Origin of the sequence: Agilicoccus flavus (assembly GCF_014857905.1) — a bacterium.
Taxonomy (GTDB): domain Bacteria; phylum Actinomycetota; class Actinomycetes; order Actinomycetales; family Dermatophilaceae; genus Agilicoccus; species Agilicoccus flavus.
The window spans coordinates 1-24,344 of sequence record NZ_JACYXE010000020.1 but is presented as its reverse complement, the minus strand read 5'-3'; the positions used below and the strand labels follow the sequence as shown (position 1 = coordinate 24,344).

General features: G+C 68.3%; 18 protein-coding genes and 1 pseudogene. 17 read left to right on the top strand and 2 right to left on the bottom strand.

Annotation, left to right across the window (positions count from 1 at the left end; translation table 11 throughout):
• From pglX to ICW24_RS18600, 9 genes and pseudogenes are all read left to right on the top strand, one after another.
• On the top strand, positions 1–1,274 hold a 1,274-nt coding region (pglX, locus tag ICW24_RS18635; protein WP_226347229.1), incomplete at its 5' end, for a BREX-2 system adenine-specific DNA-methyltransferase PglX.
• Between the two features lie 67 nt (positions 1,275–1,341).
• Positions 1,342–5,061 carry a DUF6079 family protein gene (locus ICW24_RS18630; protein WP_226347228.1) on the top strand — a complete coding sequence of 1,240 codons (3,720 nt, stop codon included), beginning with the start codon at positions 1,342–1,344 and terminating at the stop codon, positions 5,059–5,061.
• Positions 5,058–7,862: a BREX-2 system phosphatase PglZ gene (gene pglZ, locus ICW24_RS18625; RefSeq protein WP_226347227.1), complete on the top strand. Its 2,805-nt coding sequence runs from the start codon at positions 5,058–5,060 to the stop codon at positions 7,860–7,862. The genes ICW24_RS18630 and pglZ overlap by 4 nt, the downstream gene beginning before the upstream one ends.
• Complete coding sequence (brxD, locus tag ICW24_RS18620; RefSeq protein WP_226347226.1) at positions 7,852–9,198, top strand: BREX system ATP-binding protein BrxD; 1,347 nt, start codon at positions 7,852–7,854, stop codon at positions 9,196–9,198. Before pglZ ends, brxD begins: the two co-directional genes overlap by 11 nt.
• 74 nt (positions 9,199–9,272) lie before the next feature.
• Complete coding sequence (locus ICW24_RS18615) at positions 9,273–9,731, top strand: helix-turn-helix domain-containing protein (protein WP_226347225.1); 459 nt, start codon at positions 9,273–9,275, stop codon at positions 9,729–9,731.
• A 32-nt stretch (positions 9,732–9,763) separates the two neighbouring features.
• Positions 9,764–10,327 (top strand): PIN domain-containing protein, encoded by a 564-nt coding sequence (locus ICW24_RS18610; RefSeq protein WP_226347224.1) that lies wholly within the window; start codon positions 9,764–9,766, stop codon positions 10,325–10,327.
• Entirely contained in the window at positions 10,324–12,399 is a 2,076-nt protein-coding gene (locus ICW24_RS18605) for a DEAD/DEAH box helicase (protein ID WP_226347223.1), read from the top strand. The genes ICW24_RS18610 and ICW24_RS18605 overlap by 4 nt, the downstream gene beginning before the upstream one ends.
• 54 nt (positions 12,400–12,453) lie before the next feature.
• On the top strand, positions 12,454–13,488 hold the full coding sequence (locus ICW24_RS20020; protein ID WP_504739328.1) for a hypothetical protein: 1,035 nt from the start codon (positions 12,454–12,456) through the stop codon (positions 13,486–13,488).
• Positions 13,489–13,545: 57 nt separating this feature from the next.
• Positions 13,546–14,587 (top strand): annotated as a pseudogene (locus tag ICW24_RS18600) (IS630 family transposase); the annotation flags it as partial.
• Positions 14,588–14,778: 191 nt separating this feature from the next.
• On the opposite strand, the gene ICW24_RS18595 reads toward ICW24_RS18600, so the two are convergent.
• Positions 14,779–16,560 carry an AIPR family protein gene (locus ICW24_RS18595; protein ID WP_226347222.1) on the bottom strand — a complete coding sequence of 594 codons (1,782 nt, stop codon included), beginning with the start codon at positions 16,558–16,560 and terminating at the stop codon, positions 14,779–14,781.
• A gap of 701 nt (positions 16,561–17,261) precedes the next feature.
• Entirely contained in the window at positions 17,262–18,425 is a 1,164-nt protein-coding gene (locus tag ICW24_RS18590) for a Fic family protein (protein WP_226347221.1), read from the bottom strand.
• A 104-nt stretch (positions 18,426–18,529) separates the two neighbouring features.
• On the opposite strand from ICW24_RS18590, the gene ICW24_RS18585 reads away from it, so the two are divergent.
• From ICW24_RS18585 to ICW24_RS18550, 8 genes are all read left to right on the top strand, one after another.
• Positions 18,530–20,791 (top strand): 2OG-Fe(II) oxygenase family protein, encoded by a 2,262-nt coding sequence (locus ICW24_RS18585; RefSeq protein WP_226347220.1) that lies wholly within the window; start codon positions 18,530–18,532, stop codon positions 20,789–20,791.
• A 73-nt stretch (positions 20,792–20,864) separates the two neighbouring features.
• On the top strand, positions 20,865–21,113 hold the full coding sequence (locus tag ICW24_RS18580) for a type II toxin-antitoxin system Phd/YefM family antitoxin (protein ID WP_226347219.1): 249 nt from the start codon (positions 20,865–20,867) through the stop codon (positions 21,111–21,113).
• Positions 21,110–21,511, top strand: coding sequence for a PIN domain-containing protein (locus tag ICW24_RS18575; protein WP_226347218.1), 402 nt, complete (start codon positions 21,110–21,112; stop codon positions 21,509–21,511). The genes ICW24_RS18580 and ICW24_RS18575 overlap by 4 nt, the downstream gene beginning before the upstream one ends.
• Positions 21,508–21,723, top strand: a complete 216-nt coding sequence (locus tag ICW24_RS18570; protein WP_226347217.1) for a hypothetical protein — start codon at positions 21,508–21,510, stop codon at positions 21,721–21,723. The genes ICW24_RS18575 and ICW24_RS18570 overlap by 4 nt, the downstream gene beginning before the upstream one ends.
• Positions 21,724–21,732: 9 nt before the next feature.
• A complete protein-coding gene (locus ICW24_RS18565; RefSeq protein WP_226347216.1) occupies positions 21,733–22,269 on the top strand; it encodes a hypothetical protein in 537 nt (178 codons plus the stop codon).
• 69 nt (positions 22,270–22,338) lie between these two features.
• Positions 22,339–22,845: a metallophosphoesterase family protein gene (locus tag ICW24_RS18560; protein ID WP_226347215.1), complete on the top strand. Its 507-nt coding sequence runs from the start codon at positions 22,339–22,341 to the stop codon at positions 22,843–22,845.
• A gap of 93 nt (positions 22,846–22,938) precedes the next feature.
• On the top strand, positions 22,939–23,184 hold the full coding sequence (locus tag ICW24_RS18555) for a type II toxin-antitoxin system prevent-host-death family antitoxin (RefSeq protein ID WP_226347214.1): 246 nt from the start codon (positions 22,939–22,941) through the stop codon (positions 23,182–23,184).
• Positions 23,181–23,597, top strand: coding sequence for a type II toxin-antitoxin system VapC family toxin (locus ICW24_RS18550; RefSeq protein ID WP_226347213.1), 417 nt, complete (start codon positions 23,181–23,183; stop codon positions 23,595–23,597). Before ICW24_RS18555 ends, ICW24_RS18550 begins: the two co-directional genes overlap by 4 nt.
• The last annotated feature ends 747 nt before the right edge of the window (positions 23,598–24,344 follow it).

The following is a 24,344-nucleotide window of genomic DNA, read 5'->3' as shown; positions in this document are numbered from 1 at the left end:
TACGAGGTGCCTCTCGTGAGCGGTTGGGTGACGACGTCGCAATCGACATCTTCCCTGCTCAGGAGGGCACCTCGTTCTACGCCACGCTCACAGACCCCACCGCAGCCGGTGGATCAGGGCTGATCGCTCGCATGGCCAAGGAGGAGGAAGAAGCGCGGTGCCGCATGATCGCATTGCAGGAGGAGATCGACTGGGAGACCTACCGGCTCTACGGGCTCCTCGACGAGGACCTCACGCTGCCCGAGTCCGAGACGCTCCCCGAGGTAGCTCTCGGTGAGCGTGCCTTCGAGATCGCCCTCGCCCGCAAGATCGTGGCCGGGCAGGAGTCCTCGGCCTGGTTCGAGCGACACAGCTCGAAGCCCGTGACGGAGATCCCCACCCACTGGCCCGAGACGTACCGCGCGCTCGTCCAGCGGCGGCTCGACCTCATCGAGAGCGACCGGTTCATCGGGCTGCTGGAGCGCCCCGAGTACAAGCGTCGCTGGGCCACCGAGCCGTGGGACAAGCGCGTTGAGAAGGCGCTCCGCGGGTGGCTGCTCGACCGGCTCGAAGACAAGCGCTTCTGGTTCGATGCCGCCGGTCGGCCACGGGCGATGTCCGTGTCCGCGCTCGCCGATGAGGTGGCGCGCGACGAGGACCTTCGCTCCACCCTCTCACTGTGGGCCGGTCAGCACGACATCGACGTCGCCGCGGCACTGGAGAAGCTGCTCGGTACCGAGCACGTCCCCTACCTTGCATCCTGGCGCCTCAAAGAACCCGGTCTCCGCAAGCGGCGCGAGTGGGAGCGCACGTGGGACCTTCAACGCGCCGAGGACCGTGGGGAGAAGGTCGGCGACATCCCCGTCCCGCCGAAGTACACGACCGCCGACTTCCGCAAGACGTCGTACTGGTCCCATCGCGGCAAGCTCGACGTCCCCAAAGAGCGGTTCATTTCCTACCCCGGCGGCAATCGGGAGACCGACCCCTCGACCCTGCTCGGGTGGGCCGGCTGGGATCACGCCCAGCAGTCCCTCGCCCTCGCGACGATCATCAACGCCCGCACCGCTGAGGGCGTGAGCGACGAGCGGCTCACCCCCCTGGTCGCAGGCATGGCTGAGCTCGAGCCGTGGGTTGACCAGTGGCACGACGAGGCCGACGCGAACGGCATCAATCTCGCCGAGTTTCTCCGCGCCACCCTCGACGACCACCTCCACCGGTTGTCGCTCACCTGCGCCCAACTGCTCGACTGGACGCCGCCCGCGTCACCGCGCGGCCGGCGCAAGAAGGCCACATGACCGGCAACCACCCCCGCCGCCCGACGACCCGGAGCGGCCCGACCCCGCCCCGCACCGAGGAGACCCGTTGAGCACCCTGCTGCGCGACCTCATCGACATTCCCGAACGGGTGGGCGACGAGGACTACGTCCTCAAGCTCAGCGAGAGCGTCGGCGACCACGCCGCCGCCGCACTGGCGGACTACGTCGTCACCGACCAGCTCGTCGACGCCTTCGACCGGGCCCTCAACCTCGTCGGCCAGGCCCTGACGACCGGGAACAGCGCCGGCGCGTTCCTCGAGGGCTCATTCGGGTCCGGTAAGTCGCACTTCATGGCGGTGCTCCACGCGATCCTCCGCCACGACCCGGCCGCCCGCGACAAGGCCGAGCTGCGCGACGTCATCGCCCGCCACGACCCCGCCCTCGTGGGGCGCCGCGTGCTGCCCCTCGCGTTCCACCTCCTGGGCGCGACGAGCCTCGAAGAGCGGGTGTTCGATCAGTACATCGAGCAGGTGCGGCGCCTTCACCCCGACAGCGAGCTCCCCCGCCTGCACCGCAGCGACGAGCTCCTCGCCAACGCCGACCGCCTCCGCGGCCAGATGGGTGACGACCAGTTCTTCACCGGGCTCGGCAGCAGCGCCTCAACGGGGGCGTCGTCGGGCTGGGGGTCGTTCGGCGCGTCCCCCGCGTGGACGGCCCAGTCCTACGAGGAGGCTCGCCGCGCGCCCCATGGCGACGACAAGCGCGCTCGCCTCGTCGATGCCCTCGTGCGCGAGTACTTCTCGTCGTTCACGAGCGGCGCCGCTTACGTCGACATCGACACCGGCCTCAACGAGATCTCCCGGCACGCGAAGTCCCTCGGCTACGACGCCGTCGTCCTCTTCCTCGACGAGCTCATCCTCTGGCTCGCCTTTGCCGTCAACGACCCCGCCTTCTTCCGCCGCGAGTCCCAGAAGCTCACGAAGTTCGTCGAGGCCGGCGCCGGGCGCCGCGACATCCCCCTCGTCTCGTTCATCGCACGGCAGATGGACCTGCGCCGGTGGTTCGCCGACTCCGGCGCGAGCGGCGCCGAGCAGGCGGCGCTCGAGAACGCGTTCGCCTACCAGAGCGGCCGCTTCTCCTCGGTCGAGCTCGGCGACGTCAACCTGCCGTACGTCGCCCATCAGCGACTCCTGCTCCCCAAGGACGCCGCGGCCGATGCCCAGATCAGCTCGGCGTTCGCCCGGATCGACCGCACCCCCGGCGTGTGGGACACCCTGCTCGACAACGCCAACACCGACGAGCGCCACCGCGGCTCCGACGAGGCCGCATTCAAGCTCACCTACCCGTTCTCGCCGGCGCTCGTGTCGACGATGCGCTCCCTCGCCGCGGCCATGCAACGCGAACGGACCGCGCTCAAAGTCATGCAGAAGCTCCTCGTCGACCGACGCGACGACCTCACGGTCGACGACGTCATCCCCGTCGGCGACTGCTTCGACCTCGTCGTGCTCGGTAACGACCCGCTCGACTCGACGACCGCGGCTCTCTTCACCTCCGCGCGCGAGGTGTGGCACAACAAGCTCCACCCCGCCATCCTGTCGATTCACGGCCTGAACAGCGCCGACGTCGACCGAGCCGACCTGCCGAGCGTCTACCGCGCGGATGTCCGGCTCGGCAAGACGCTCATCCTCTCGGCGGTGGCCCCCAAGGTCCCGGCGCTGAAGAACCTCACCCCGAGACGCCTCGCCGCTCTCAACCACGGCTCGATCGTCGCGCCGATCCCGGGGGCCGAGGCGCAGGCCGCCCTGTCGAAGGTCAAGGCGTGGGCCGCCGACGTCCCGGAGATCCAGGTCGACCTCAGCTCCCGCGAGCCGACCATCGCCGTGCAGCTCACCGACGTCGACTACGAGTCGATCGTGCAGAAGGCCTCGATCGAGGACAACGGAGGCCGGCGGCGTCAGCTCATCCAGCGGCTCGTCAAGACGGAGTTCGGCATCGACCCCGCCGCCGAGCCCGACCTCGAAGGCGCCTACCGACGCTCGACGATCTGGCGCGGCACCTCCCGCGCCGTCGACATCGTCTTCGGCAACGTCCGCGACGTCACGTCGCTGCCCGACGACCGGTTCCGGGCCGCGCCCGACACGTGGCGGCTCGTCGTCGACTTCCCGTTCGACGAGCTGGGCCGTTCCGCGAGCGAGGACATCGACCGGTTCCACCTTCTCAACGCCCGCGAGATCAACAGCCGCACCATCGTGTGGCTGCCGCACTTCCTCTCCGAGGCGCGGATGCGGGACCTGTCCCGGCTCGTGGTCCTCGACTGGCTGCTCGGCGGCCAAGGGGAAAGATGGGAGCAGCACGCCAACCACCTGCGCGAGCAGGACCGCGTGCTCGCAAAGAACATCCTCGAGGGTCAACGCAACACCCTGCTGCGCACGATCGGCGACGCGATCCAGCAGGCCTACGGTGCCGCGACCCCCGGCCGGGCGAACCTCGTCGACGATCCGGCCCACGATCGGGAGCTCTTCTCCCTCGCGCGGTCGTTCACCCCGCAGCGGCCCGTGGGGGCGACCCTCGGGAAGGCGTTCGACCACCTCGTCGAGCAGGCCTGGGACCGCACCTACCCCGATCACCCGCGGTTCGACCTCGACGGCGCGCTCGTCCGCAACCGGGACCTCGCGCTCGTCAAGCGGCACATCGACGCCGCGATGAACGACCCCGACCGCCGCGTGCCGATCGACGGAGATGCTCGGATCCTGCGACGCGTCGCCAACCCGGCCCAGATCGGGCAGGTGAGCGAGACCCATTACGTGCTCGGTGATCCGTACCTGCCGTGGGCGACCGATCTTGACAAGGCCCTCGCCCGCCGCGGATCGCCCGACGAACCCGTCACCGTGTCGGAGGCCCGCGGGTGGCTCGAGGCGTTGGGCCGAGGCCTCACCGATCCCGTTGCCGACCTCGTCATCATCGCGTGGGCGGCACTGCGGCAACGCGTGTGGTTCGCCCACGGTGTGGCGCAATCGGTCGGGCCCAACCCCGGCGAGCTCAACGCGGCGATGGAGCTGCGAACCCAGGAGATGCCGACCGCGGAGGAGTGGGAGGCGGCCCGGTCCGCCGCCGGGTTCGTCTTCGGTCTCACGGCCCACCGCTTTCTCACGCCGCAGGCTGTGGCCAGCCTCGCGTCGGATGTGCGGGAGCGCGCCGGCGGGCTACGCGAACCTGCCCGAGCGCTCGTGGGCAGTCTCGAGGACGCCTTCCGGCGGGCCGGTGTCTCGGACTCCGAGGACGCGCCGAGGCTTCGGACGGCTCGGACGACGAACGCCATCGTCGACCAGCTCGCGGTCCTTGGCGGGGTTTACCTGGTGCGCGCGCTGGCGGCCGTCGACCTGGGGAACGACCCGGCCTCGGCGGGGCGCTCCCTCGTGATGGCTGGATCGGTCGCCTCCGCGGTGCGCGGGTTCCGGTGGGACCGGTTGGCGGATGCGCTGAGCGCGCGAGACGGCGAGGGCGAGCGCGCCGAGTTCGCGGCGAGGTTGCTCAACGACTTTTCTCGCCGCCTCCGGGCGGAGGAGAAGGACCAGTCCATCGCTGAGGCACTGCGCATCCTTGACGACGACGTGTTCGCGTTCGCACGCTTCGACCGTGGGCCGGTCACAGCCCCGGATCAGACTGAGCGCAAGGGTGAGCCAACATCGCCACCGTCGGGCCCTGAGCTCGGGAACGGGGCCGGCACAGCCCAGGGTTCGGCAGCGGAGATCGTGGCGTCGCTGGAGCGGGCCCTGGCGCAGCAGCCGGGTCGGCGCTTCGAGGTGACGTGGAGGGTCGTCGAATGACGGACGCTCCGGCGCCGCCGCCCGCGGTGGGCCCGGCGATCATCCGCACGACCGTCGATCAGTTGGCGGAGCGCGGCTTCCCCCCGGGAGCGGTCGCGGTGCGTGCGGTCCCCACGTCGGTCGGCTGGTCCGGGTCGTCGTCGAACGATGTGCCGATCCGCACGGCGACGTGCGTGTCGGCGCTCGAGGTGCGCGAGCAGCTCCGGCAGCGCGCGGACGACGAGTGGCTCGTCATCTTCACCGACCGCGACGCCAACGACCTCGGCACTGGTGTCCTCGCCCACCTCGCGACCGGCCGCGTCCGCGGGGTCGACGTGTGGGAGTCGGTGTCCGAGACCTTTCGGGCGACTCAGCTCGCGCCCTCGCTCACGTCCATGCCCGACGCTCGGCGCATCGCCATGGGGCTCCTCTCGGCGACGCCCGTCTCCGGGGGGTGGCCGGCCGCGCCCGGCGGCGTGCTCACTCGGGAGCACGCGCTCGACAGCGTGTTGGAGTCGAGCCTGCACGTGGACACGTCTCAGGACCTCTCCCAGCTCCTCGCGTGGAGTGTCGCCGATGAGTCGGCTGCCGCCATCGCCCGTCTCCGTGATGTGGCCGGTGACCGCCTCGCCGAGGCCTGCCTCGACCGGCTGGCGGAATCGACCGGGCCATCTCGGGCGGCGGTTCGCCCCCTCCTCGAGGCAGACGTCCTCCCCGACCTGGCCGCCCGGGGGATCGTCCTGGGAGTGTTGACGGACGAGGCACAGCAGAGCGCCGACGAGCGGGTGGATGCCCGGGTCGCCCTCGCCCGATGCGAGGAGTGGTGGGGTCATGACCGACCCGACGCGGAGGTGACGCGTGCGTTCGGCGCCGCGGCCACCGACGGGCTCACCCGCTTGCTCGCCGGCTCCCGTCGGGACCACGAGACGGCGTTGCGCCTCATCGACCGTGCCGACTCGCTGTTGCAGAAGGTGGGGGGCGCCGAGCTGGCGGAGCTGTCGGACCTGCTGCCCTCGTCGCATTCGCGCCGTGCCCGGACGCTGGCTCGCGCGCTGACGGCGATGGACCAGTCGGGCACCCTCGCCGAGGTCGAAGCCGCCTGGGCGGCTCTCGAACGTCACCGACTCGTGGAGCGCTTCCGCGCCGACAACGACGCGCTGCGTGCCGCGACCCGGCTGGCCCGCTGGGTATCGACCCCCACGGCAGAAATAGCGGCGGGCGGCGACAGCGGCGAGGTGCTCGCCCGACACAGCCGAGCGCACCTCGACGTCGGCGGCTGGGTCGATGTCGCCCTCAACGCCGCCTCGGTGGGCGTCGACGACACAACGACGACGGCACGCGGCATCGAGCACATGGTTCACCGGGCGTTGGAGCGCCGCGAGGAGGAGGCACGTCACTTCGCCACCGCACTTGCGGCGGCGACGCGAGACGACGCCGGCCGATCCGGAGCCTTCGGCCCCGAGGCAGCGCGCATCTGGCCGATCGAAAACCTCCTCGAGACCGTCCTCGCCCCCGTGTCGACCCAGGCTGGGCCGTCGGGGGTGCTGTTCGTGCTGCTCGACGGAATGAGCGTCGCCTCCGCCACCTCGATCGCCGACGACGCCGTCGGGCGCCTGCGCTGGCAGGAGGTGCGGGTGCCGGGATCTCCGGAGGGTTCGCGTCGAGCCGGCGCCGTCGCGGTCCTGCCCACGCTGACGACGATCAGCCGCGCGTCTCTCTTCACCGGCCGCCTCACCTCCGGCGAGCAGGCCGTCGAGCGAGAGGGTTTCACGGCGTTCGTCGCCGCGCGGCTCAAGCACAAGGCGCGGCTGTTCCACAAGGCCGCGGTCGACCAGACGCGACGCGGGTGGGCCGTCTCACCGGAGGTCGCCGCCGCCATCGACGACACCGGCGGCACGCCCGTTGTTGGGGTCGTCCTCAACACCATCGACGACGCCCTTGACCGCAGCGACCCCGGTGGTGCGACGTGGACCGCCGACTCGATCAAGCACCTTGAACCGCTGCTGCTCCGGGCCGCCTCCGCCGGTCGCACCGTCGTCCTGACCGGCGATCACGGCCACATCGTCGAACGCCGCGACGGGCGGCACCTCAGCCCGGGAACCGTCGCCACGAGCAATCGCAGCCGGGAGAGCGGGGGCGAGGTGAGGCACGGCGACGAGATCCTCGTCGAGGGTCGTCGCGTGGTGTCCGATGACCATCGCGCGGTGCTCGCCGTGAGCGAACGCGTGCGCTATGGCCCCCTCAAGGCCGGTTACCACGGAGGTGCCCACCCGGCCGAGGTGGTCGTGCCCGTGCTCGTGCTTCGCCCCGCATCCGCTGAGATCGCGGACGGCGACGAGCTGCCTCCCCAGCAACCGCGCTGGTGGAGTGGGCCGGTGACAGCTCCGGTGGTGGCGCCGGCGAGCGCCCCGGCTGCAGCGCCTGCGCGAGGGCGCCGCCCGCGCACGGCGGATCCGGGCCCCGCGCTGTTCGACATCGCCCCCGAGCCACCGGAACAGAGCCGAACTCTGGGGATGGCGGTCGTCGAGTCCGAGGTGTACCAGCGGCAGACAGAGCTCAATGCCCGCCTGACGATGAAGGAAAGCGCCCTGGCCGCGCTCATCGACGAGTTCGCGGCGGCTCGCGGTCATCGGCTGCCGCCGGTGACGGCCGCGCAGACGTTGGGTGTCTCGCTGGCGCGGCTGCGGGGGGCGCAGGAGCAGGCCAAGCAGATCCTCAACGTCGACGGCTACCCGGTGCTCCGGCTCGACGGCGACGCTCAGACGCTCGTGCTCGACGTCGATCTGCTGTGTGAACAGTTCGGAGTGAATCGTGACCGTTGACGTCTCCCCTCGCCGCCGCCGCGAGGTCATCGATGCGCTGCGTCGCGGGACCGTGCCCCAGAACGGGCTCGACCTTCTGGCCGTCGGTCTCGCACGGTTCGACGCGGCCCTCGACGGCGAGCTCGACGCGGTGGCCGGCGGCGGATCCGGCTTCAAGGCTGTGCGCGGCGAGTACGGCTCCGGGAAGACGTTCTTCACGCGGCACCTCGCGGAGCGCGCCATGCGGCGCGGGTTCGCCGCCGCGGAGGTGCAGATCTCCGAGACAGAGACCCCGCTGCACAAGCTCGAAACCGTGTACCGCCGGATTACCGAGACGCTGCGCACGGCATCCCTGCCGCCCAGCGCCTTTCGGTCGGTGCTCGACTCGTGGCTGTACACCGTCGAAGAGGACGTCATCCGGGAGCGGCCCGAGCTGGAGAGCGCCGGCGCGGGGGCCTTCGACGCCGCGGTGTCGGAGTTGATGGAGAAGCGACTCGCGGGGGTGTCCACCCGGACCCCGGCGTTCTCGCTGGCGCTGCGTGCCTACCGCTCCGCCGCGGGCGCCGGCGACAACGCGACGGCCGATGCGCTCGCCGCATGGATGGGCGGACAGCCGCACGTGGCCGCAGCGGCCAAGCGGGCTGCGGGTGTGCGTGGCGACATGGACCACTTCGGCGCCCTGGGCTTCCTCCAGGGCCTACTGGTGGTGTTGCGCGACGCGGGTCACCCGGGGCTGCTGCTCGTGCTCGATGAGGTCGAGACGCTGCAGCGCATGCGTGGCGACGTGCGGGACAAGGCCCTCAATGCGCTCCGCCAGCTCATCGACGAGATCGACTCCGGTCGGTTCCCTGGGCTGTACCTCGTCATCACCGGCACGCCGGCGTTCTTCGACGGGCCGTCGGGGGTGCAGCGGCTCAACCCGCTGGCCGGGCGACTGGCCACCGACTTCACGACCGACGCACGCTTCGACAACCCCCGCGCCGTCCAGGTGCGCCTGCCAGGCTTCTCGCGCGACTCGCTCATCGAGGTGGGTCAGCGCGTGCGAGGTGTCTACTCCTCCGGGCAAGGCACGGCGGATCGGCTTGTGCACGTCGTCGACGACACCTACCTGGGCGATCTTGCTGACGGGGTCAGCGGCACGCTCGGTGGGCGCGTCGGCGTCGCGCCCCGGTTGTTCCTCAAGAAGCTCGTCGGGGACGTGCTGGACCGCGTGGACCAGTTCGACGACTTCGATCCGCGCCGGCACTACGCCGTGACCGTCGGAGCCGAGGAGCTGACCGACGCGGAGCGGGGGGCCGCTGGGGCGCGACTGCCGGGCGCCGCTGGGCCCGACGACATCGACCTCGACCTGGGGTAGTGCTGATAAGCGCAACCTAGTTGGCTTTACGGCGTTTGCCGCGTAGGCTGATGGGTCCAAGGAAGGGACACGCCATGACCGTCACGGGCACCCACACATTCAGCACGACCGCCGATAACGACCTGCACGAGTCCGTGGCGGGTCTGGCTCGCGCTGCGCGCGATGCCGGACGGGCCGGGAGTCGCATCCAGGTGAGCATCGGCGGACGGAGTGCCGACGTGCCGCCGGAGATCGCTGAAGCACTGGCCGAGACGCTCACCTTGCTGACGCATCGCGGAGGGGTGGTCATCGGGGCGGTTGACGAAGACGTGACGACGGGCCAGGCCGCGAAGATGCTGGGCGTCTCGCGGACTTACGTGTGTCGCCTGGTGGATGAAGGTCGGCTGCCGTGCCGATATGTCGGGACGCACCGTCGGATCAAGACGGCGGATGTGCTCACGTTCGCCGAGCGACGCCTGTCGGAGCGGCGAGCCGCCCTGGATGACCTCGCCCGCGTCACCGCTGAGGCCGGTCTCTACGACGACGACATCTGAGCGATGTCGTTCGACGTCTCGGGTGGCCGGCCGTGAGCTTCACTGCGGTACTGGATGCCGTTGTTCTGGTGCGCGCGCGCGAGCGAGACGTGCTGCTGACGCTGGCGGAAGCCAACCTCTACCGGCCCCTGTGGTCCGAGCGGATCCTCGAGGAGGTGCGTCGCCACCTACCGGACTCCATGGACGATGCGGCGCGTGATCGCCTGCGCGACGCCATGGCCAGGGCCTTTCCCGAGGCGGTGGTCCCGGTGCCGGCCGACCTCGATTTCGAGGCGCTATCCCGCATCAACGCCAAGGACCGCCATGTCGTGCAGGCGGCGGTCTTCGGTCACGCCGATGTTGTCGTTACCGAGGATGTCGGGCTTCGGGAAGAGGGCCAGGGCCTCGGAGAGCCGTGGGTGAGCAGGCTCGACTTCCAGGGGTGCGGTGAGTTCACGGCCAACGCGGTGGGTGTCGATCCGGAAGTGGCCGCGGCGGCGCTCGACGGCATGCTCGCCCAGCGATGGCGCTTGGGCGACGACAGGTGGCCGCGGCTTCTTGCCTGGATGCGTCGACAGGGCTGGGCGGTCACGGCGGACCAACTGGAGCAACAATGACGTCGGCCACTGGCTTCGACCGGCTCCATCCCGTGGTGCAGCACCACGTGGTCAACACCCTCGGCTGGCCGGCGCTCCGGGCGCTGCAGGAGGATTCGATCGCCCCCATTCTGCGCGGCGACGACGCACTGCTCCTCGCACCGACCGCCGGGGGCAAAACCGAAGCCGCGCTCTTTCCACTCCTCACGCGGATGGACGAGGAGGACTGGTCGGGTACCTCGGTTCTGTATGTCTGCCCGCTCAAGGCGCTGCTGAATAATCTGCATCCTCGCGTTGCCGCCTACGCGGGTTGGTTGGGGCGCACTGCAGCCGTTCGTCACGGCGACGTCGGGGCCGGTGCCCGGCGGCGGCAGGCCATCGACCGGCCCGACATCCTGCTCACGACACCGGAGTCGATCGAATCCTTGCTCGTGTCGACCCTTTACGACCCGTCGGACTTCTTCAGCGGGGTGCGGGCGGTGGTCGTCGACGAGGTGCACGCCTTCGCCGGGGACGATCGGGGTTGGCATCTCCTGGCTGTGCTGGAGAGGGTCGCTGCTCTCGCGGGGCGTCCGCTTCAGCGAGTTGGATGCTCTGCCACGGTCGGGAATGCTCGCGACCTGCTGGCTTGGCTTCAGGGGAGCAATCGCGCGCGAGAGGTTGTCGCCACGGTCGTGGCACCGGTGACCCCGGGGGCGGTAGATCCTGAAGTCGGCCTCGACTTCGTCGGGACGGTCCCCAATGCAGCCACCGTCGTCGCCCAGCTCCATCAGGGCGAGAAGCGGCTCGTGTTCGCCGACTCCCGGCGCACGGTGGAGCAGATGTCGGTGGCGCTTCGCGACAACGGGACCGAGACCTTCGTCTCCCACTCCTCGCTGTCGTTGGATGAGCGCCGTCGAGCCGAGGCTGCCTTCGCCGAGGCGCGCGACTGCGTCATCGTGTCGACCTCGACGCTGGAGCTGGGCATCGACGTGGGCGACCTCGACCGGGTGCTGCAACTGGGCTCACCCCGCACCGTTGCATCATTCCTGCAGCGGTTGGGTCGGACAGGGCGGCGGCCCGGGACCTCGCGGAACACGCTCTTCCTCGGTCTGACGGACGACGACTTCCTGCGCGCATGCGGGCTGCTGCTCCTGTGGAGCGAGGGGTTCGTCGAGGCGGTCGAACCCCCTGCGGCGCCTCTGCACATCGTGGGCCAGCAGATCCTGGGCCTGGCGTTGCAGCGAGGGACCATTGCTCGCGGGGATGCCTGGGATCTCCTGTCACCTCTGGCCTTAGCCACGCGGTCTAAGTACGACGAAGTCATGGCGCATCTCATCGAGACGGGTTTCCTCGATGTCGACGGGGACGTGCTCTTCATTGGGCCGGAGTCGGAACGGCGCTTCGGCCGGAGGCACTTCCTTGACCTCATGGCCGTGTTCCTCGCCGCACCCGAGGTGAAGATCCTGAACGGGCGGGAGGAAGTCGGGTCCGTCGACCCCATCGCGCTCACGATGAAACGGAACGGTCCCCGCGTCATCGCGCTGGGCGGACGCTCGTGGCTGGTCACGTACATCGACTGGAAGCGCCACCGCGCCTACGTCGAGCCTGTTGAAGGTGGCGGCCAGGTGCAGTGGAGCAGCCCACCGGTGGCCCTGTCGCCTCAGCTGTGCGACGCCATGCGGCGGGTGCTGCTGGGCGAAACGCCGGTAAGGGTCTCGTTGTCGCGCCGAGCCACGGACCGGCTCGCCACCCTGAGGCGTGATCGCCGGCACCAGGTGGACGAGCTGAGCCGAGTGATCGTGGAGGACTCCGGCCGAGTGCGGTGGTGGACCTGGGCTGGCCTACGCCAGAACGCCCGCTACGTGGCTGCCCTCGACGCCGTCGCCCCCGAGCTGTTGGACGATACGTCCACCTACGACAACCTGCAGGTTGCGCTGCGGAGTGATGCAGATACCTACGCGGTCGCTTCAGCGGTGCGCGCCGCCCGGAGCCGGTTCGGTGACGACCTGGGCGGGGTGACGCCAGCGGTCGACGAGCGCGCGTTACGCGGGCTCAAGTTCGCCGAGCTTCTGCCGCTTGAGTTGGCCCGGGAAGTCCTTGGCCGTCGATAGGCTGGAACGTCCGCACGCTGCGCCGATGTGGACATCAACTCGCTGGAGGTAGAGATGGGTAGCAGGCCGCATCTGAGCTCTGAGCTGCGATGCCGGTGTCGTCGGCCGGTGTCGTGGAATCTATGGCACAGCCTGTGGATGCTGCCGGCCCTTCTCGGCCTCGGGATGGTCAGTTGGGTGAGCTTCGGGTACATCGCCGCCCGGGCCCGGAAGCTGAGCTTTGCGCTCTTGACCGTCGTCTTCTTCGTCGGCTCAGTGATCGGTTTCATGTGGAACTCGAACCAGCAGCCGGGGAGCACCGCGAGCGGTGGCTTTCTGTTTCTCCTGTGGGCGGCTGGCATCTTGGCTGCCCTCGCCGTGAACCCCACGTACTTGCGGGCGCGGTGGTTCGACACCGATCGATGCAGGTGTGGCGCCCACGGCGCCGGCCGCGCGCCCTTCGTGAGCCACCATCCAGATCCCTCGACAACTGCCAGGTGGGCGCCTTCGCAAGCGGCCCCGCCTGCCGCGATGCATGTGCTTCAGGACATTCTTCCGCGTGAGCGTCAGGATCCCCACCCTGCCACTCCGGACCTGCCGCGCCCTGCGGAGCCAGAGTGGCGTCCCCAGCCACATACGGAACAGCGCCCGGCCGTCGACGGTTTCGCCAGTCCCGGAGAGACCTCACGTCAGCCGGATCCCCACCCATCAACCCGCTGGCCCTCGGCCCCTATTTCGGCTGGGTCGAGCAGCAGTGCCTCGCCTGAGGACGAACCGGCGGATCATCCAGATCCTCCCGCAGCCGTCCGGACGAGTTTGGGGGAGGCGGTCGTTCGCTCGAGCACTTATGCCCGTCAGAAGCAGGTTGTGCGGACAGTATTGGACGATGACACGCTGCGACGTGTGATCGACCACATGTCGTCGGCGCCGGGCGGGCGGCTCAGCGACGCGGAGATGGCAGAAGTCCTGGGCGTCCCGCTCAGTCGAGTCGCAGGCGGTGCCTCCTGCCTGATCCGCCAAGTAAACGTGGACGGGTATGGCGTCGTGAGACGAGAGGATGCCTGCACCGTGCTGGACGCGGCCCTCCTGAGGGAACAGTTTCGAGTTTGAGTCCTAGTGGAGCGTATCGTTAGTTCTTGAACGGTTCGAGTTTCGGGATCATGGGGTATGGCCATTCGTCCTGCTCCGGCGTTGGCGTTGCGTGATGGGGATCGTGAGGAGTTGGCGCGGATCACGCGTTCGGGCTCGGTGCGTGCGGGGTTGGCGCAGCGGGCGCGGATCGTGCTCGCGGCGGCTGATGGGGTGGGCGATGAGCAGATCGCCTCGCGTGTGGGGGTCTCGAGAGGGACTGTGTTGACGTGGCGGGGGTGTCGAGCACGGCCTGGCGGGGCTGGCGGACGCGCCGCGCTCGGGTCGTCCGCGGCAGGTGGATCATCGCGAGATCGTGGCGGCGACGCTGGCGCCGCCACCGGCCAAGCTGGGGGTGACGCACTGGTCCTCGCGGCTGCTGGGCCGTCACTTGGGGATCGGGAACAAGACGGTGGCCACGGCGTGGATGGAGTACGGAATCCAGCCGTGGCGGTCGGAGACGTTCAAGTTCTCGACTGATCCCGAGCTGGTGGCCAAGGTCACCGACGTCGTCGGGCTCTACGTGGAGCCACCGCAGAACGCGGTCGTGCTCTGCGTGGATGAGAAGTCCCAGATCCAGGCGTTGGACCGGACCGCGCCGATGCTGCCCGGCCTGCCGCAGCGTCGCACACACGACTACCGCCGGCACGGGACGACGACCCTGTTCGCGGCACTGGAGATCGCCACGGGGCAGGTCACCGCGGCCTGCAAGCCCCGGCATCGCCGCCAGGAGTTCCTGGCCTTCCTCAAGCAGGTCGCCAAGGACTACCCCGACCGCGAGTTGCACCTGGTGATGGATAACTACGCCGCGCACAAGAAGGTCGAGGTCCGTGACTGGCTGGGCGCCAACCCCCGCGTCCACGTCCACTTCACGCCGACCTCAGGATCCTGGCTCAACCTCGTCGAGGTCTGGTTCGGCATCATCGAACGCCAAGCCATCCACCGCGGTACCTTCCGATCCGTGGCCGACCTCAACGCCAAGATCTGTGCCTTCATCACCGGCTGGAACGACCGCAAGCACCCCTTCGTGTGGGCCAAGACCGCCGACGACATCCTCAAGAAAGCCAACCGATCCAACAACTTCAAACACGGCCCACTAGCTGCACCCTTGTGTGCGACGAATCGTTTGCCGAACCGCAGATCCCGCACCGAAGCTCAAGTGATTCCATTTCGTCAATGTTCAGAGAAGGGGGAACATTCCGAGTGGGCCCCGGAAACGTGCCAACTGCGCACGCTTCCATGCGATATCCCTAGTCTCCGGCAGCTTTGTCTTCACCGTCTCGACGCATCCGCCATCTTTTTCAGGAGCACTTCCTGGATCCGGCGACTCCTTACGTCATCCTTTCGTAGACTGCGCCCCTCAGCCAGCACTGGCTGGAATTCATTCAGCGACAACTCAACTGCCAACCCGATCGCTTCTTCGATCGCCTGCTGGGTCCTACCATCCCTGTCAGATCCTTGAAAAATCTTCATTTTCGCCAGTGCTTCCTGTAGGCGACGCGGCGATTCCTGTTCAAAGTAGGGTACTAGTTCGGGAAAAGTGCACGCCGATACCATCATCGCCAAGTGGTACTTGGCCGCTTTGAGGACCGCTCGATCCTGCGACCTGCCGAAGAGTCGCTCGATTCTATATACAATCCAGGCGGCATAGTAGTACATCTCAACCGGATAGGCGCTCCCCCAAACAAAAGATTCTTCCGACTCGAGATCTTTCGGAGAGGCAATCGCCCGGGACGACTCGCCAAATATGGTGGCGGCAACAGCGCGATTCAACTCCGTCGTGCCCAGAACGCGCGTGCGCGGGAAATCTATCGAAGCGCCCCGTCCCTGCCGTTCGTACCGGAGACCTTCGGCTCCTGTCTGAGCGAAGAACTCCTCCACATTCTTAGCCATCTTGAGGCTCGCCTGGATGTCGACGTTCCCAATGGCCGATTGGAGGTTCGTCGCCACCGCGACGCGGGAGCGCACATCCGGATCGGATGAGCTAATGATTTTTATTGGAACCCAGAGGCTGGACAATAGTGATGGTTCGGCTGCGACTGCCTCGGATCCGGCCCAGCGTATGACTTGATAGCTGGTCTGGCCGCCATTCACGATTTGATACCCAGAAATGAAGAAACGGTCTCCATTTCCTTGCAGCTTCGTTGCAATCAAAGTGATGCCGTTATTCAAGAATGGGAACTGCTGTCGATTCGCCGATTCCAACGTTTCATAAATCCTCCGATTCACCGGATTGTCGTAGCCCAAGTGAAGTCGGACATTATCGTCAAAGATCCCAGGACGCACCTCGCCTTCATCTTTCAAGAGCCTCAAGAGCTGATCTCCCGAGATAAGGCCGATATAGGCCTCGCTGACTCCCGCTGCGTCCGGAATGGTCTGCCGCTTTTCAAAGTTGAACTGAACGTTCTGCGGCCCCAACTTCTCCTTCTGCTTAGCCGCAAGATCCTCGTGTCCTTGAGCCCGGAGCCTGAGAGTATCTGGGTAGACCCCGAGGTTGGTGATGCGAGCCATTGCCTGCGAAACCTGCAGCTGGGCCGTAGCTTCCCGACCATCCCCTGCACTTGACGTTACATAGTACAACTCACAGGGGATCTTGGTGTCCTGAAATTTGTCACCGTTCTCTGCGATCCTCTCAATGAGGAGTGCCAAATCTACGAGTCTCGGCGGAAGGGCAATCGAACCAGGACGCATCGCGTATTGAGTCACTGACTCAACCCCGTGGAGGAACTTTGACATAAGTTTGGAGTCAAACTTCTCACTGGTTTTCGCCTGGAGAAAAACAACTTTGGCCGAATTGGCCTCTTGGCCAGTGATCAATTCATCGATATCAGATGGGTCCATCACAATCTGTCCATTCACGATCACCGCACCAACGTCTATACCTTCATCCTCCCCGCCTCCGAGAACAACCGACTGTAGTAGCTCCACGCTGTTTTTAACATATCGGAAGAGGTATGTGGCGGCCACATAGTATTCAAACTGTTCATCGAGTGGGTCGGATAAGCCTAGATCTCGAGCGAACTTTTCGACTCGCTTCTGAGTGAGAATGTGCATTCATTTTTCCCTTCTCGTCATGAAGATATGGCGCGACCGAAAAGATCTTACCTTTGTCAGTCAACGCGCTAGTTATCGCTTCAAGCTCCTGAATGAAACGTCGCCCGTCACCCTCGCGATTGGTCGTAGCCGTGCAGCCAGAGTCTTGCGGCGGCGGAGAGCGGCCGCGGGGGCAGCGTGGTTTGGTCGAGGGCGCGTGAGGCCGCGGCACGATGGTGGTCGAGGGCGTGGGCGAGGATACGCACCCGTATCCGAGAGGTTGTCGTCGTCGATGGCAGCGCGCCGTCGCGGCGCTTAGCCTCCAGCCACGGGGCGCCTTCTGGTGGTTTCGGGACAACTCCGCGCCAGCCTTCGTCTGGCGCCGGTCGGACGGGGTAATCGTGTTGAGGCCTTGGGGGAACTGTGCGCTGGTGCCAGTGGCCGACTCCGACAGCCCCTGGCAGGTGATGAGTGTGCCGTCGCGGGTCTGCCCCACCTGAGCAGCGAGCCGCTCCTCGTCGCGGACGACCACGAGGGAACCGGGCGCAACACTCTCCAACGACGGCACCACCCCGGCTCGCATTCGGCCATGGTCGCACGGTGAGGCAGCCGGTCGCCCACGAATCGGCCGGACGATTTGGCTGGTCAGTCGTCCAAATCGATTGTCGTGTGGGCGAATCGGCACCAAGGGCCTGCGAGTCCTTCACCTTAGAGACGCGGCCTCAACTCGCGCGGTCGACCTCGCCCCGGAGCCAGCCCTGCAGCCACGGGTAAGGATCGGCGAGCGGCTGCCGCCCGGACCGCACCTCCGCGGCCACGCCCCGCAGCACCGGCCCGGCGAGGTAGTGCCGAGCCCGAGTCTTGCCCACCGCCTCGAGCAGCCCGAGTTCGGTGAGGCGGACGAGGTCGCGCGTGCCGGTCCGATCTTCGACCTCTGCCCGTCGAACGTACGACGGGCGCTGCACCCGCCCTCCCTGCAGCGCATCGAACAAGGCGTCCCCGACGCGGTCCGGCAGTCGATGCTCGGCGACGAGATCGTCGATTTGTCGCCAGAGCACGTCGGCTTCGGCGAACCGTCGCCGCAGCGTCTGCGCCTGCATGTGGTGTGCCCGCAGCACGAACTTCACCCAGGGATGCGCGTCGTTCTGCGGGTTCCATGCCCCTTGTCCCGTCGCGGCGAGTACGCGGTAGTAGTCGGTCGTGTTCTGCCCCAACCACTCCTCAATGCTGGAGAACGTCGGCTCGAGCACGGTGTCCTGCCCCAGCGCCGCCGTCTGCAGCACCCGCGCCATACGGCCGTTCCCGTCTCTGAACGGGTGGATCATGACCAGGTTCAGGTGAGCCATGGCGCCACGGATCATCGGATCGACGTCTCGTTCCGACTCGAGCCGTCCGGCCATCGCCTTCATCAACCCCGGGACCGCATCGGCATCGGGCCCCTCGTAGACCTGGGAGCCGTCGCTCTCGTCGTGCACGTAGACGCTGCCCGGCCGGTAGCGGCCCGGCCCCTTCGACAGGTCGTGCTCCAGCAGCATGAAGTGGAGCGACCGGACCAGCTGGGAGTCGATGCGGAAGTGGGGTTCCGGGGCGGCGGTGAGCACGTAGGTGAGGGCGCGCCGGTAGCCGGTGATCTCCGCCCAGGTCCGCTCGTCGGCGCCGAGCGGCTCCTCGTCATCCACGGCCGCGATGGCGTCCTGCTCCGAGACGTCGTACCCCTCGATGGTGTTGGAGCCGCGGATGGCCCGGGCTTGAGTCGTCCGTCGCAGCGCCCCCGTCCAACGTCGGGGCACGCGGAGGTTCGACGAGAGCTCCTCGCGCAGCTCGTGGATCTCGTCGAGGGCGTGGCGGTCCTCGGGGTCTGGCTCGGGCGTCTCGTAGATCGTCATGTCTGTGCTCGCTCGGGTGTCCCAATGTCTCTTGCTAAGAGACACTGTGGCAGCTGGATGTCTCAATGTCACTTACCAAGAGACAAGACCCCTGGAGCCGCCGCATGAGCAGCACACACGCCGACGAGCTCGCTCGCCTCCTCGGTGGGCGGGCATCCGCGCGCTCCAGCGCCCAGCTCTCGGGCCTGCGCGAGGGGCCGACGGTAACCGTCGCCGGGCACGGCGAGCTGCAGCTCCCACTGACGGCGGCCCGGGCGAAGAAGCTCCTCGCGTTCGGGGAGCCGGCGCCGTTCGGCAAGGGTGAGGACACGCTCCTCGACTCCACGGTCCGGCACACCTGGCACTTTCCCGACCCTGTTGTCGAGGTGGATTGGCACGGCCGCCTCGGTGGCGTTCTCGAGGACGCGCGAAGCGCGCTCGGTCTGCCCACGACGTGCCGGTTGAGCGCGCAGTTCCACTCGCTCCTGGTCTACGAGCGCGGCCAGTTCTTTGCGCCGCATCAGGATTCGGAGAAGGACGACGCGATGGTCGCGTCACTCGTCGTCGTGCTGCCGTGCCCGTTCTCCGGCGGGGAGCTCGTCGTCCACGGCGAGGGGGGCGCGCGCCGCTACGGGGGCTCGCGGACGGAGACGACGCTGGTCGCCTTCTACGCCGACACCCTGCACGAGGTGCTGCCCGTGCGCACCGGCCACCGGGTCGTCCTCACCTACAACCTCCTCCTACACGGCGACACCTTCCATCGCAACGTCGAACGCGACACCGTCGCCGACGCGGCGACCCTGCTCGCGGCCTACTTCGACACCCCCGTGGCTCCGCTGTACGGGGGAACACCCAGCACGCCGATCCGGCTCACCTACCTGCTCGACCACAGCTACACGCCCCGCGCACTCACGCAGGGCCTCGGGCGGCTCAAGGGCGTCGACGCCGAACGCGCTGCCGTCCTGACCCAGGCCGCCGAACGCGCCGGCTGCGAGGTGGTGCTCGGCCTCGCCGACGTGCACGAGGTGCGGGACGACGTCAGCGACGACGAATACCTCCTCGACTCCGAGGTCTCCCTCACGCACTGGCTGACGCCTGACGGCGACGTCGTCGAGGTGGACCTCGGGCTCGGCGATGACGCCGCCGCCACGACGCCGTCGCGTTCACTGCGCGCCTACGCCAGCGAACACGAGGGGTACATGGGCAACTACGGCAACACCGTCGACCGCTGGTACCACCGCGGCGCCCTCCTCGTCTGGCCGACGCACCTGGCCTTCGCGAACCGCGCCGAGACCGCCCCCGGGCGCGAGCTACGACTCCTGCTGATCCGCCTCGCCGACCATGACGACGCCGCGGTGGCACGCGACCTGCGGGGTCTGCTCCCGACGTGGCCCGACATCGTCCGCGTCTCCCGACCGAGCCGGACCGTGCATGGCGCGGGGGCTGCGAGGACCGCGGGCGCGGTCCAGGCCACCGAACTGTTCGACCTCGCCCTGGCGCTCGTCCGCTTCGTCGACGACGAGGCTCTCGCCGACGCACTCGTGGCGCCCTTCCTCCTGGACGATCTTCGGCCCGGGACTGCCACGAACCTGATCGGCGCGGCCGAGACCCGCGGGCCCGCCTGGGCGGCGGCTCGCGTCGCGAACTGGTTCGCACCCGACGCGCCATGGGGCCGCCACAGTGTGAGTGAGCCCTGGGTGGAGAGCCTCCCGGCGCTGTGCCGCGAGCTCGCCCCGCGGTCGGACCTCGCGCACCTCGTCCTGGAGGCCGCCTGGTCGTGGCTGCGGACGCAGATCGAGCCGGCCCTCGCCGCCGCGCCCACCTCGACCGTCCGGAAGCGACTCACGTCCTTGGGCACGCTGCTCGCTGCGGTACTCGGTGGCGTGAGCGAGGCGGATGACGAGACCATCCGGGCGGAGATTCTCCAGTGGTGCCGGAGTGCAGGGGAAGGGTCGATCGCCGACCTTCTCGTGGCCGCGTTCGCCGCTGCGGAGACGTGGGACGAGGATCACAAGGAGCGCGCCGGGATGCGTGAATTGGCTCCGATCGCGACGGCCATCCTCGAGTCGAGGGCCGACGCCCCGACGCGCCGAACCGGCGACTGGTCTATAACTCCACCGCCCGGCTGCGGCTGCGACCTGTGCGAGCGGCTCGCCGGCTTCCTCGCCGACCGCGAGGCACGTGTGCTGGAGTGGCCCATCGCCAAGGACAAGCGCCAGCACATCCACCAGACGATCGACAGCCGCGAGCTCCCGGTCACCCACACGACTCGCCGCGCAGGAAGCCCCTACGTGCTCGTCCTGGCCAAGACCGCCGAGGTGTTCGAGCGCGAGGACCGCGCCCGCGCCGAGGCCGTCCGTCACCTGCGGCGCATCCAGGAGGTCTGAGTCCGGGCGCTGTCCACGATCGGACGGCCGAGCACCCCGTAGACATGCGTAGACATCCGGCTATGCTGGGTGCATGAAGACCATCACGGTGGGCCAGTTGCGGCAGAACCCGACGACGATGCTCGCCGAGGTGGAGGCCGGCGAGACCTACCTGGTCACCCGTCACAACCGGGAGATCGCCCGCATCGTGCCGCGCTCCCACGAACTCGATCTGGCGCCACCCAAGCGGCGGACCGGCTCACGCCTCGCGGACCTGCCCCGGCACGAGTTGCGCACCGCAACCTCGATCGACGAGCTTCTCGCCGACGAGCGCGACCGGTGACCGTCTTCTACCTCGACACCTCCGTCGCCCTCCGGGCGCTCCTGGGTCACTCACCCTCGGCCGCCGCATGGATCGACCGCACGACCGCAGACGACGGGCATGTGGTCGTCTCCTCACGCATCCTGCGAACTGAATTGACCCGGGTCCTACGCCGCGAAGCTCTGCCTGTGAATCGTCGCGACGAGATCCTCGACGTGGTGGCCCTGGTGCCGGTGACCGAGGGAGTGCTGGCAGCAGCAGAGGCCATCGAGACACACGTGAAGACGCTGGATGCGATCCACCTGGGGTCGGTGATCGCCGCAGGACTCGACGCCACGATCGTCAGTCACGACGCGGGCATGATCGCTGCCGCGAGATCCCTCGGGTATCCCACCTTCGACCCCGTGGAGGAGTTGTGAGCCGCGGCTTCGTCTTCACCGAGCCCGTCGAACTGGCCGCTGGCGACACCATCGCCGAAGGCAGCGAGTCCAGCCTGGGTAACCGCCCCGTGAAGCACCTGAGCTTCATCGTCGACACCGTCCGAACCCACCTCGACCAGACCACCTGCGCCCACCCGAGGGCCGAGCGGTACTGCCCCGCGTGCGGGGCGCGCGTCGACCGTGCCGAGTAGCGTCGATCCGTGACCTTGCTGCCCAACCCCCACAACGCGTTCGGCGCCCGCTTCCTTCGTCCTGGCGCGGAGGACGGCTTCTCCGTCGGCTACCGCTCGGCCGAGAACCTGCTCGTCAAGGCCCGACGGGCTCTGGTTGCGGGTGACGACGAGAGGGCCGCTCGCTACATCGACAAGGCCGCCGCCATCCCGTGGGACGACCACGAGAAGCACGTGCCCGCCATCGCGGCCGCCGAGTTTGCCTTGTACATGACGATCTGCCAGGCCATGGAGGGGTGCGTCGAGGGCGACGACGGGTGGATCGATGGTCCCGCCGCCGTGATCGACTCCGACTCCCTCGGTCGCCGGGATGTGTCCACGGCACTGCGCGACGTGGCCTCCGAGGGGTTGTCCAGTCGCCGTGAGGAGCGGCGAGTCGATCGGCTCCTGGCCGTCTGCGCGCCGTTCGAGCTGAACCATGACGAGGGCGATCTCGATCACTCCCGCCGGGTCGAGCGCCTCACTACGCTCGTGCGGGCGTCGGTGGACGTCGACACGGCACGCTGATCGTGCGCCACCGAGGTGTAGCGGGGCTGAGGCGCCGATCGCCCACGTCGCATCGGGCACGATCGGGGGATGCGCGTCCTCGTCCTGTCGGACACCCACGCCCCACGCCACTGGAAGGCACTCCCTCCCGCACTGGTCGAGCCCCTCCGCCAGGCGGACCTCGTGCTGCACGCCGGCGACGTGTGCACCCCGGACGTGCTCGACACCCTCGCCGAGTACGCCCCGGTCAGGGTGGTCCTCGGCAACAACGACGGCCCACCGGTCGCGGCCTGGGGAGGCGGCGTCCCCGAGACCCTCGAGTTGGACCTCGAGGGCGTGCGCCTCGCGATGGTGCACGACACCGGCCCCCGCACCGGCCGCGATCGACGCATGCGCCGCCGCTTCCCCGACGCCGACCTCGTCGTCTTCGGCCACTCCCACATCCCCCTCGACGAGCCGGACGGCGCCGTCGCGCTGTTCAACCCCGGCTCACCCACCGACAAACGCCGCCAACCCCACGGCACCTACGGCGTGCTCACCCTCGACGACGGCCGCATCCTCGACCGCCAGATCGTGCCGCTGCCGCCGAAGCGATGAGACCCGCCACCGCTCAGCCGGCCACCTGGTGACTTGTCGGGCGTCAAGAGCAGCCGTAGAATGTAGCTACTTGTCTACAGGCGGCGGTGAGTCATGACGAGCGTGACCTCTCGGGAGTTCAATCAGCGCACGAGCGCGGCGAAGCGCGCGGCCGACTCCGACGTCGTCTTCATCACCGACCGAGGTCGCCCGTCGCACGTCCTCATGTCCATCGAGACCTTCGAGCGTCTCCGCGGCCGACGCAGTCTCTTCGACGCCCTGGCTATGCCGGACGCCGACGAGGTCGACTTCGAGCCGCACCGCGCTGATGTCCAGGCGCGGATTCCCGACCTCGGATGAGATACCTCCTCGACACGAACGTCGTCAGCGAGCTGCGCAAGGTCGCGTCTCCACGAGCCGATCCACGCTTCGCCAGGTGGGCGAGGAAGCAGAGTGCGACCGAAGCGATCAGCGCCGTCACGCTTTTCGAACTCGAGGTCGGCGTGCAGCGAATCGCGCGCAAGGACGCCGCGCAGGGAGCCGCACTGCGACGGTGGCTCGACGAGGTGCGAACGACTTTCGAGGACAGTGTCCTACCACTCACTGCGGCGGCGGCCACGTGTGCGGCCGGGTTTCATGTGCCCGACCCTGCCTCTGACCGGGACGCCTTCATCGCCGCCACGGCGCACGTTCACGGGTTGACCGTCGTGACCAGGAACACTGCCGATTTCCAGAGTTTCGGTGTGCCCCTGCTGAACCCGTGGGAGGACTGACCGCGAGTCGACTGTGGCCCTGTGACCGAGCGGCCACCTGGTCGAAGCGTGCGACGAGTCCATCAGCTTCTGGCCACCGGCCGCCGTTCGAGACGAACCACGGTGGGGGCGATTTCGATGACGCGTGCCGGGTCGAGCGCGTCGCCACTGTTGCGCGGGCCGCGGTGGAGGGCGACGCGCAAGCCGATCAATATCGAGCCATGCGGCGGAGCTGAGTCGCCCCGGGACTCGAGGCGTACGGGATGCCGGCTCGACTGTGAAGCTGTGACCATGCCAACTCCCAAGCGTGGATCGAGGAAGCCGATGGGGAACGACCTCGTCGACCATCTCCTCGCGGCCCACGGCGGTGATGCCAACGCCCTCATGCGCACGCTCATCACGATCGCGTCGCCCGAGGGTAGGCGGGATCGGCCCCGTCCTCGATTCCGCGCCCGCCGCCGTGCGAAGGCCCCGGTGATTTCTTGGCCCCGTCCGACACGGACGCCCCGCGGTTCTGGGAGGCGCTCTCGCCCGCGCTCACCGAGCCCCTCTGCCAGGCGGACGGGACTGCTGCACGAACGGGTGACATCTGATCTGTGGTGCTGAGAGGTGCCGCTGGAAGGATGTAGACCGTGCCGAAGCCCTACCCCCGAGAGTTCCGCGACGACGTCGTGCGTGTCGCGAGGAACCGTGAACCGGGTGCCCACCTGAAGCAGGTCGCTGCCGATTTCGGCATCAGCGAGTCGTGCCTGACGAACTGGATGAAGA

Coding starts and splice junctions, on each gene's coding strand:
- ICW24_RS18615 (WP_226347225.1), top strand. CDS start 9,273: ATGACCGTCACGGGCACCCACACATTCAGCACGACCGCCGATAACGAC.
- ICW24_RS18580 (WP_226347219.1), top strand. CDS start 20,865: ATGAAGACCATCACGGTGGGCCAGTTGCGGCAGAACCCGACGACGATG.
- ICW24_RS18605 (WP_226347223.1), top strand. CDS start 10,324: ATGACGTCGGCCACTGGCTTCGACCGGCTCCATCCCGTGGTGCAGCAC.
- pglZ (WP_226347227.1), top strand. CDS start 5,058: ATGACGGACGCTCCGGCGCCGCCGCCCGCGGTGGGCCCGGCGATCATC.
- ICW24_RS18595 (WP_226347222.1), bottom strand. CDS start 16,560: ATGCACATTCTCACTCAGAAGCGAGTCGAAAAGTTCGCTCGAGATCTA.
- ICW24_RS18590 (WP_226347221.1), bottom strand. CDS start 18,425: ATGACGATCTACGAGACGCCCGAGCCAGACCCCGAGGACCGCCACGCC.
- ICW24_RS18585 (WP_226347220.1), top strand. CDS start 18,530: ATGAGCAGCACACACGCCGACGAGCTCGCTCGCCTCCTCGGTGGGCGG.
- ICW24_RS18560 (WP_226347215.1), top strand. CDS start 22,339: ATGCGCGTCCTCGTCCTGTCGGACACCCACGCCCCACGCCACTGGAAG.
- ICW24_RS20020 (WP_504739328.1), top strand. CDS start 12,454: ATGGGTAGCAGGCCGCATCTGAGCTCTGAGCTGCGATGCCGGTGTCGT.
- ICW24_RS18550 (WP_226347213.1), top strand. CDS start 23,181: ATGAGATACCTCCTCGACACGAACGTCGTCAGCGAGCTGCGCAAGGTC.
- ICW24_RS18555 (WP_226347214.1), top strand. CDS start 22,939: ATGACGAGCGTGACCTCTCGGGAGTTCAATCAGCGCACGAGCGCGGCG.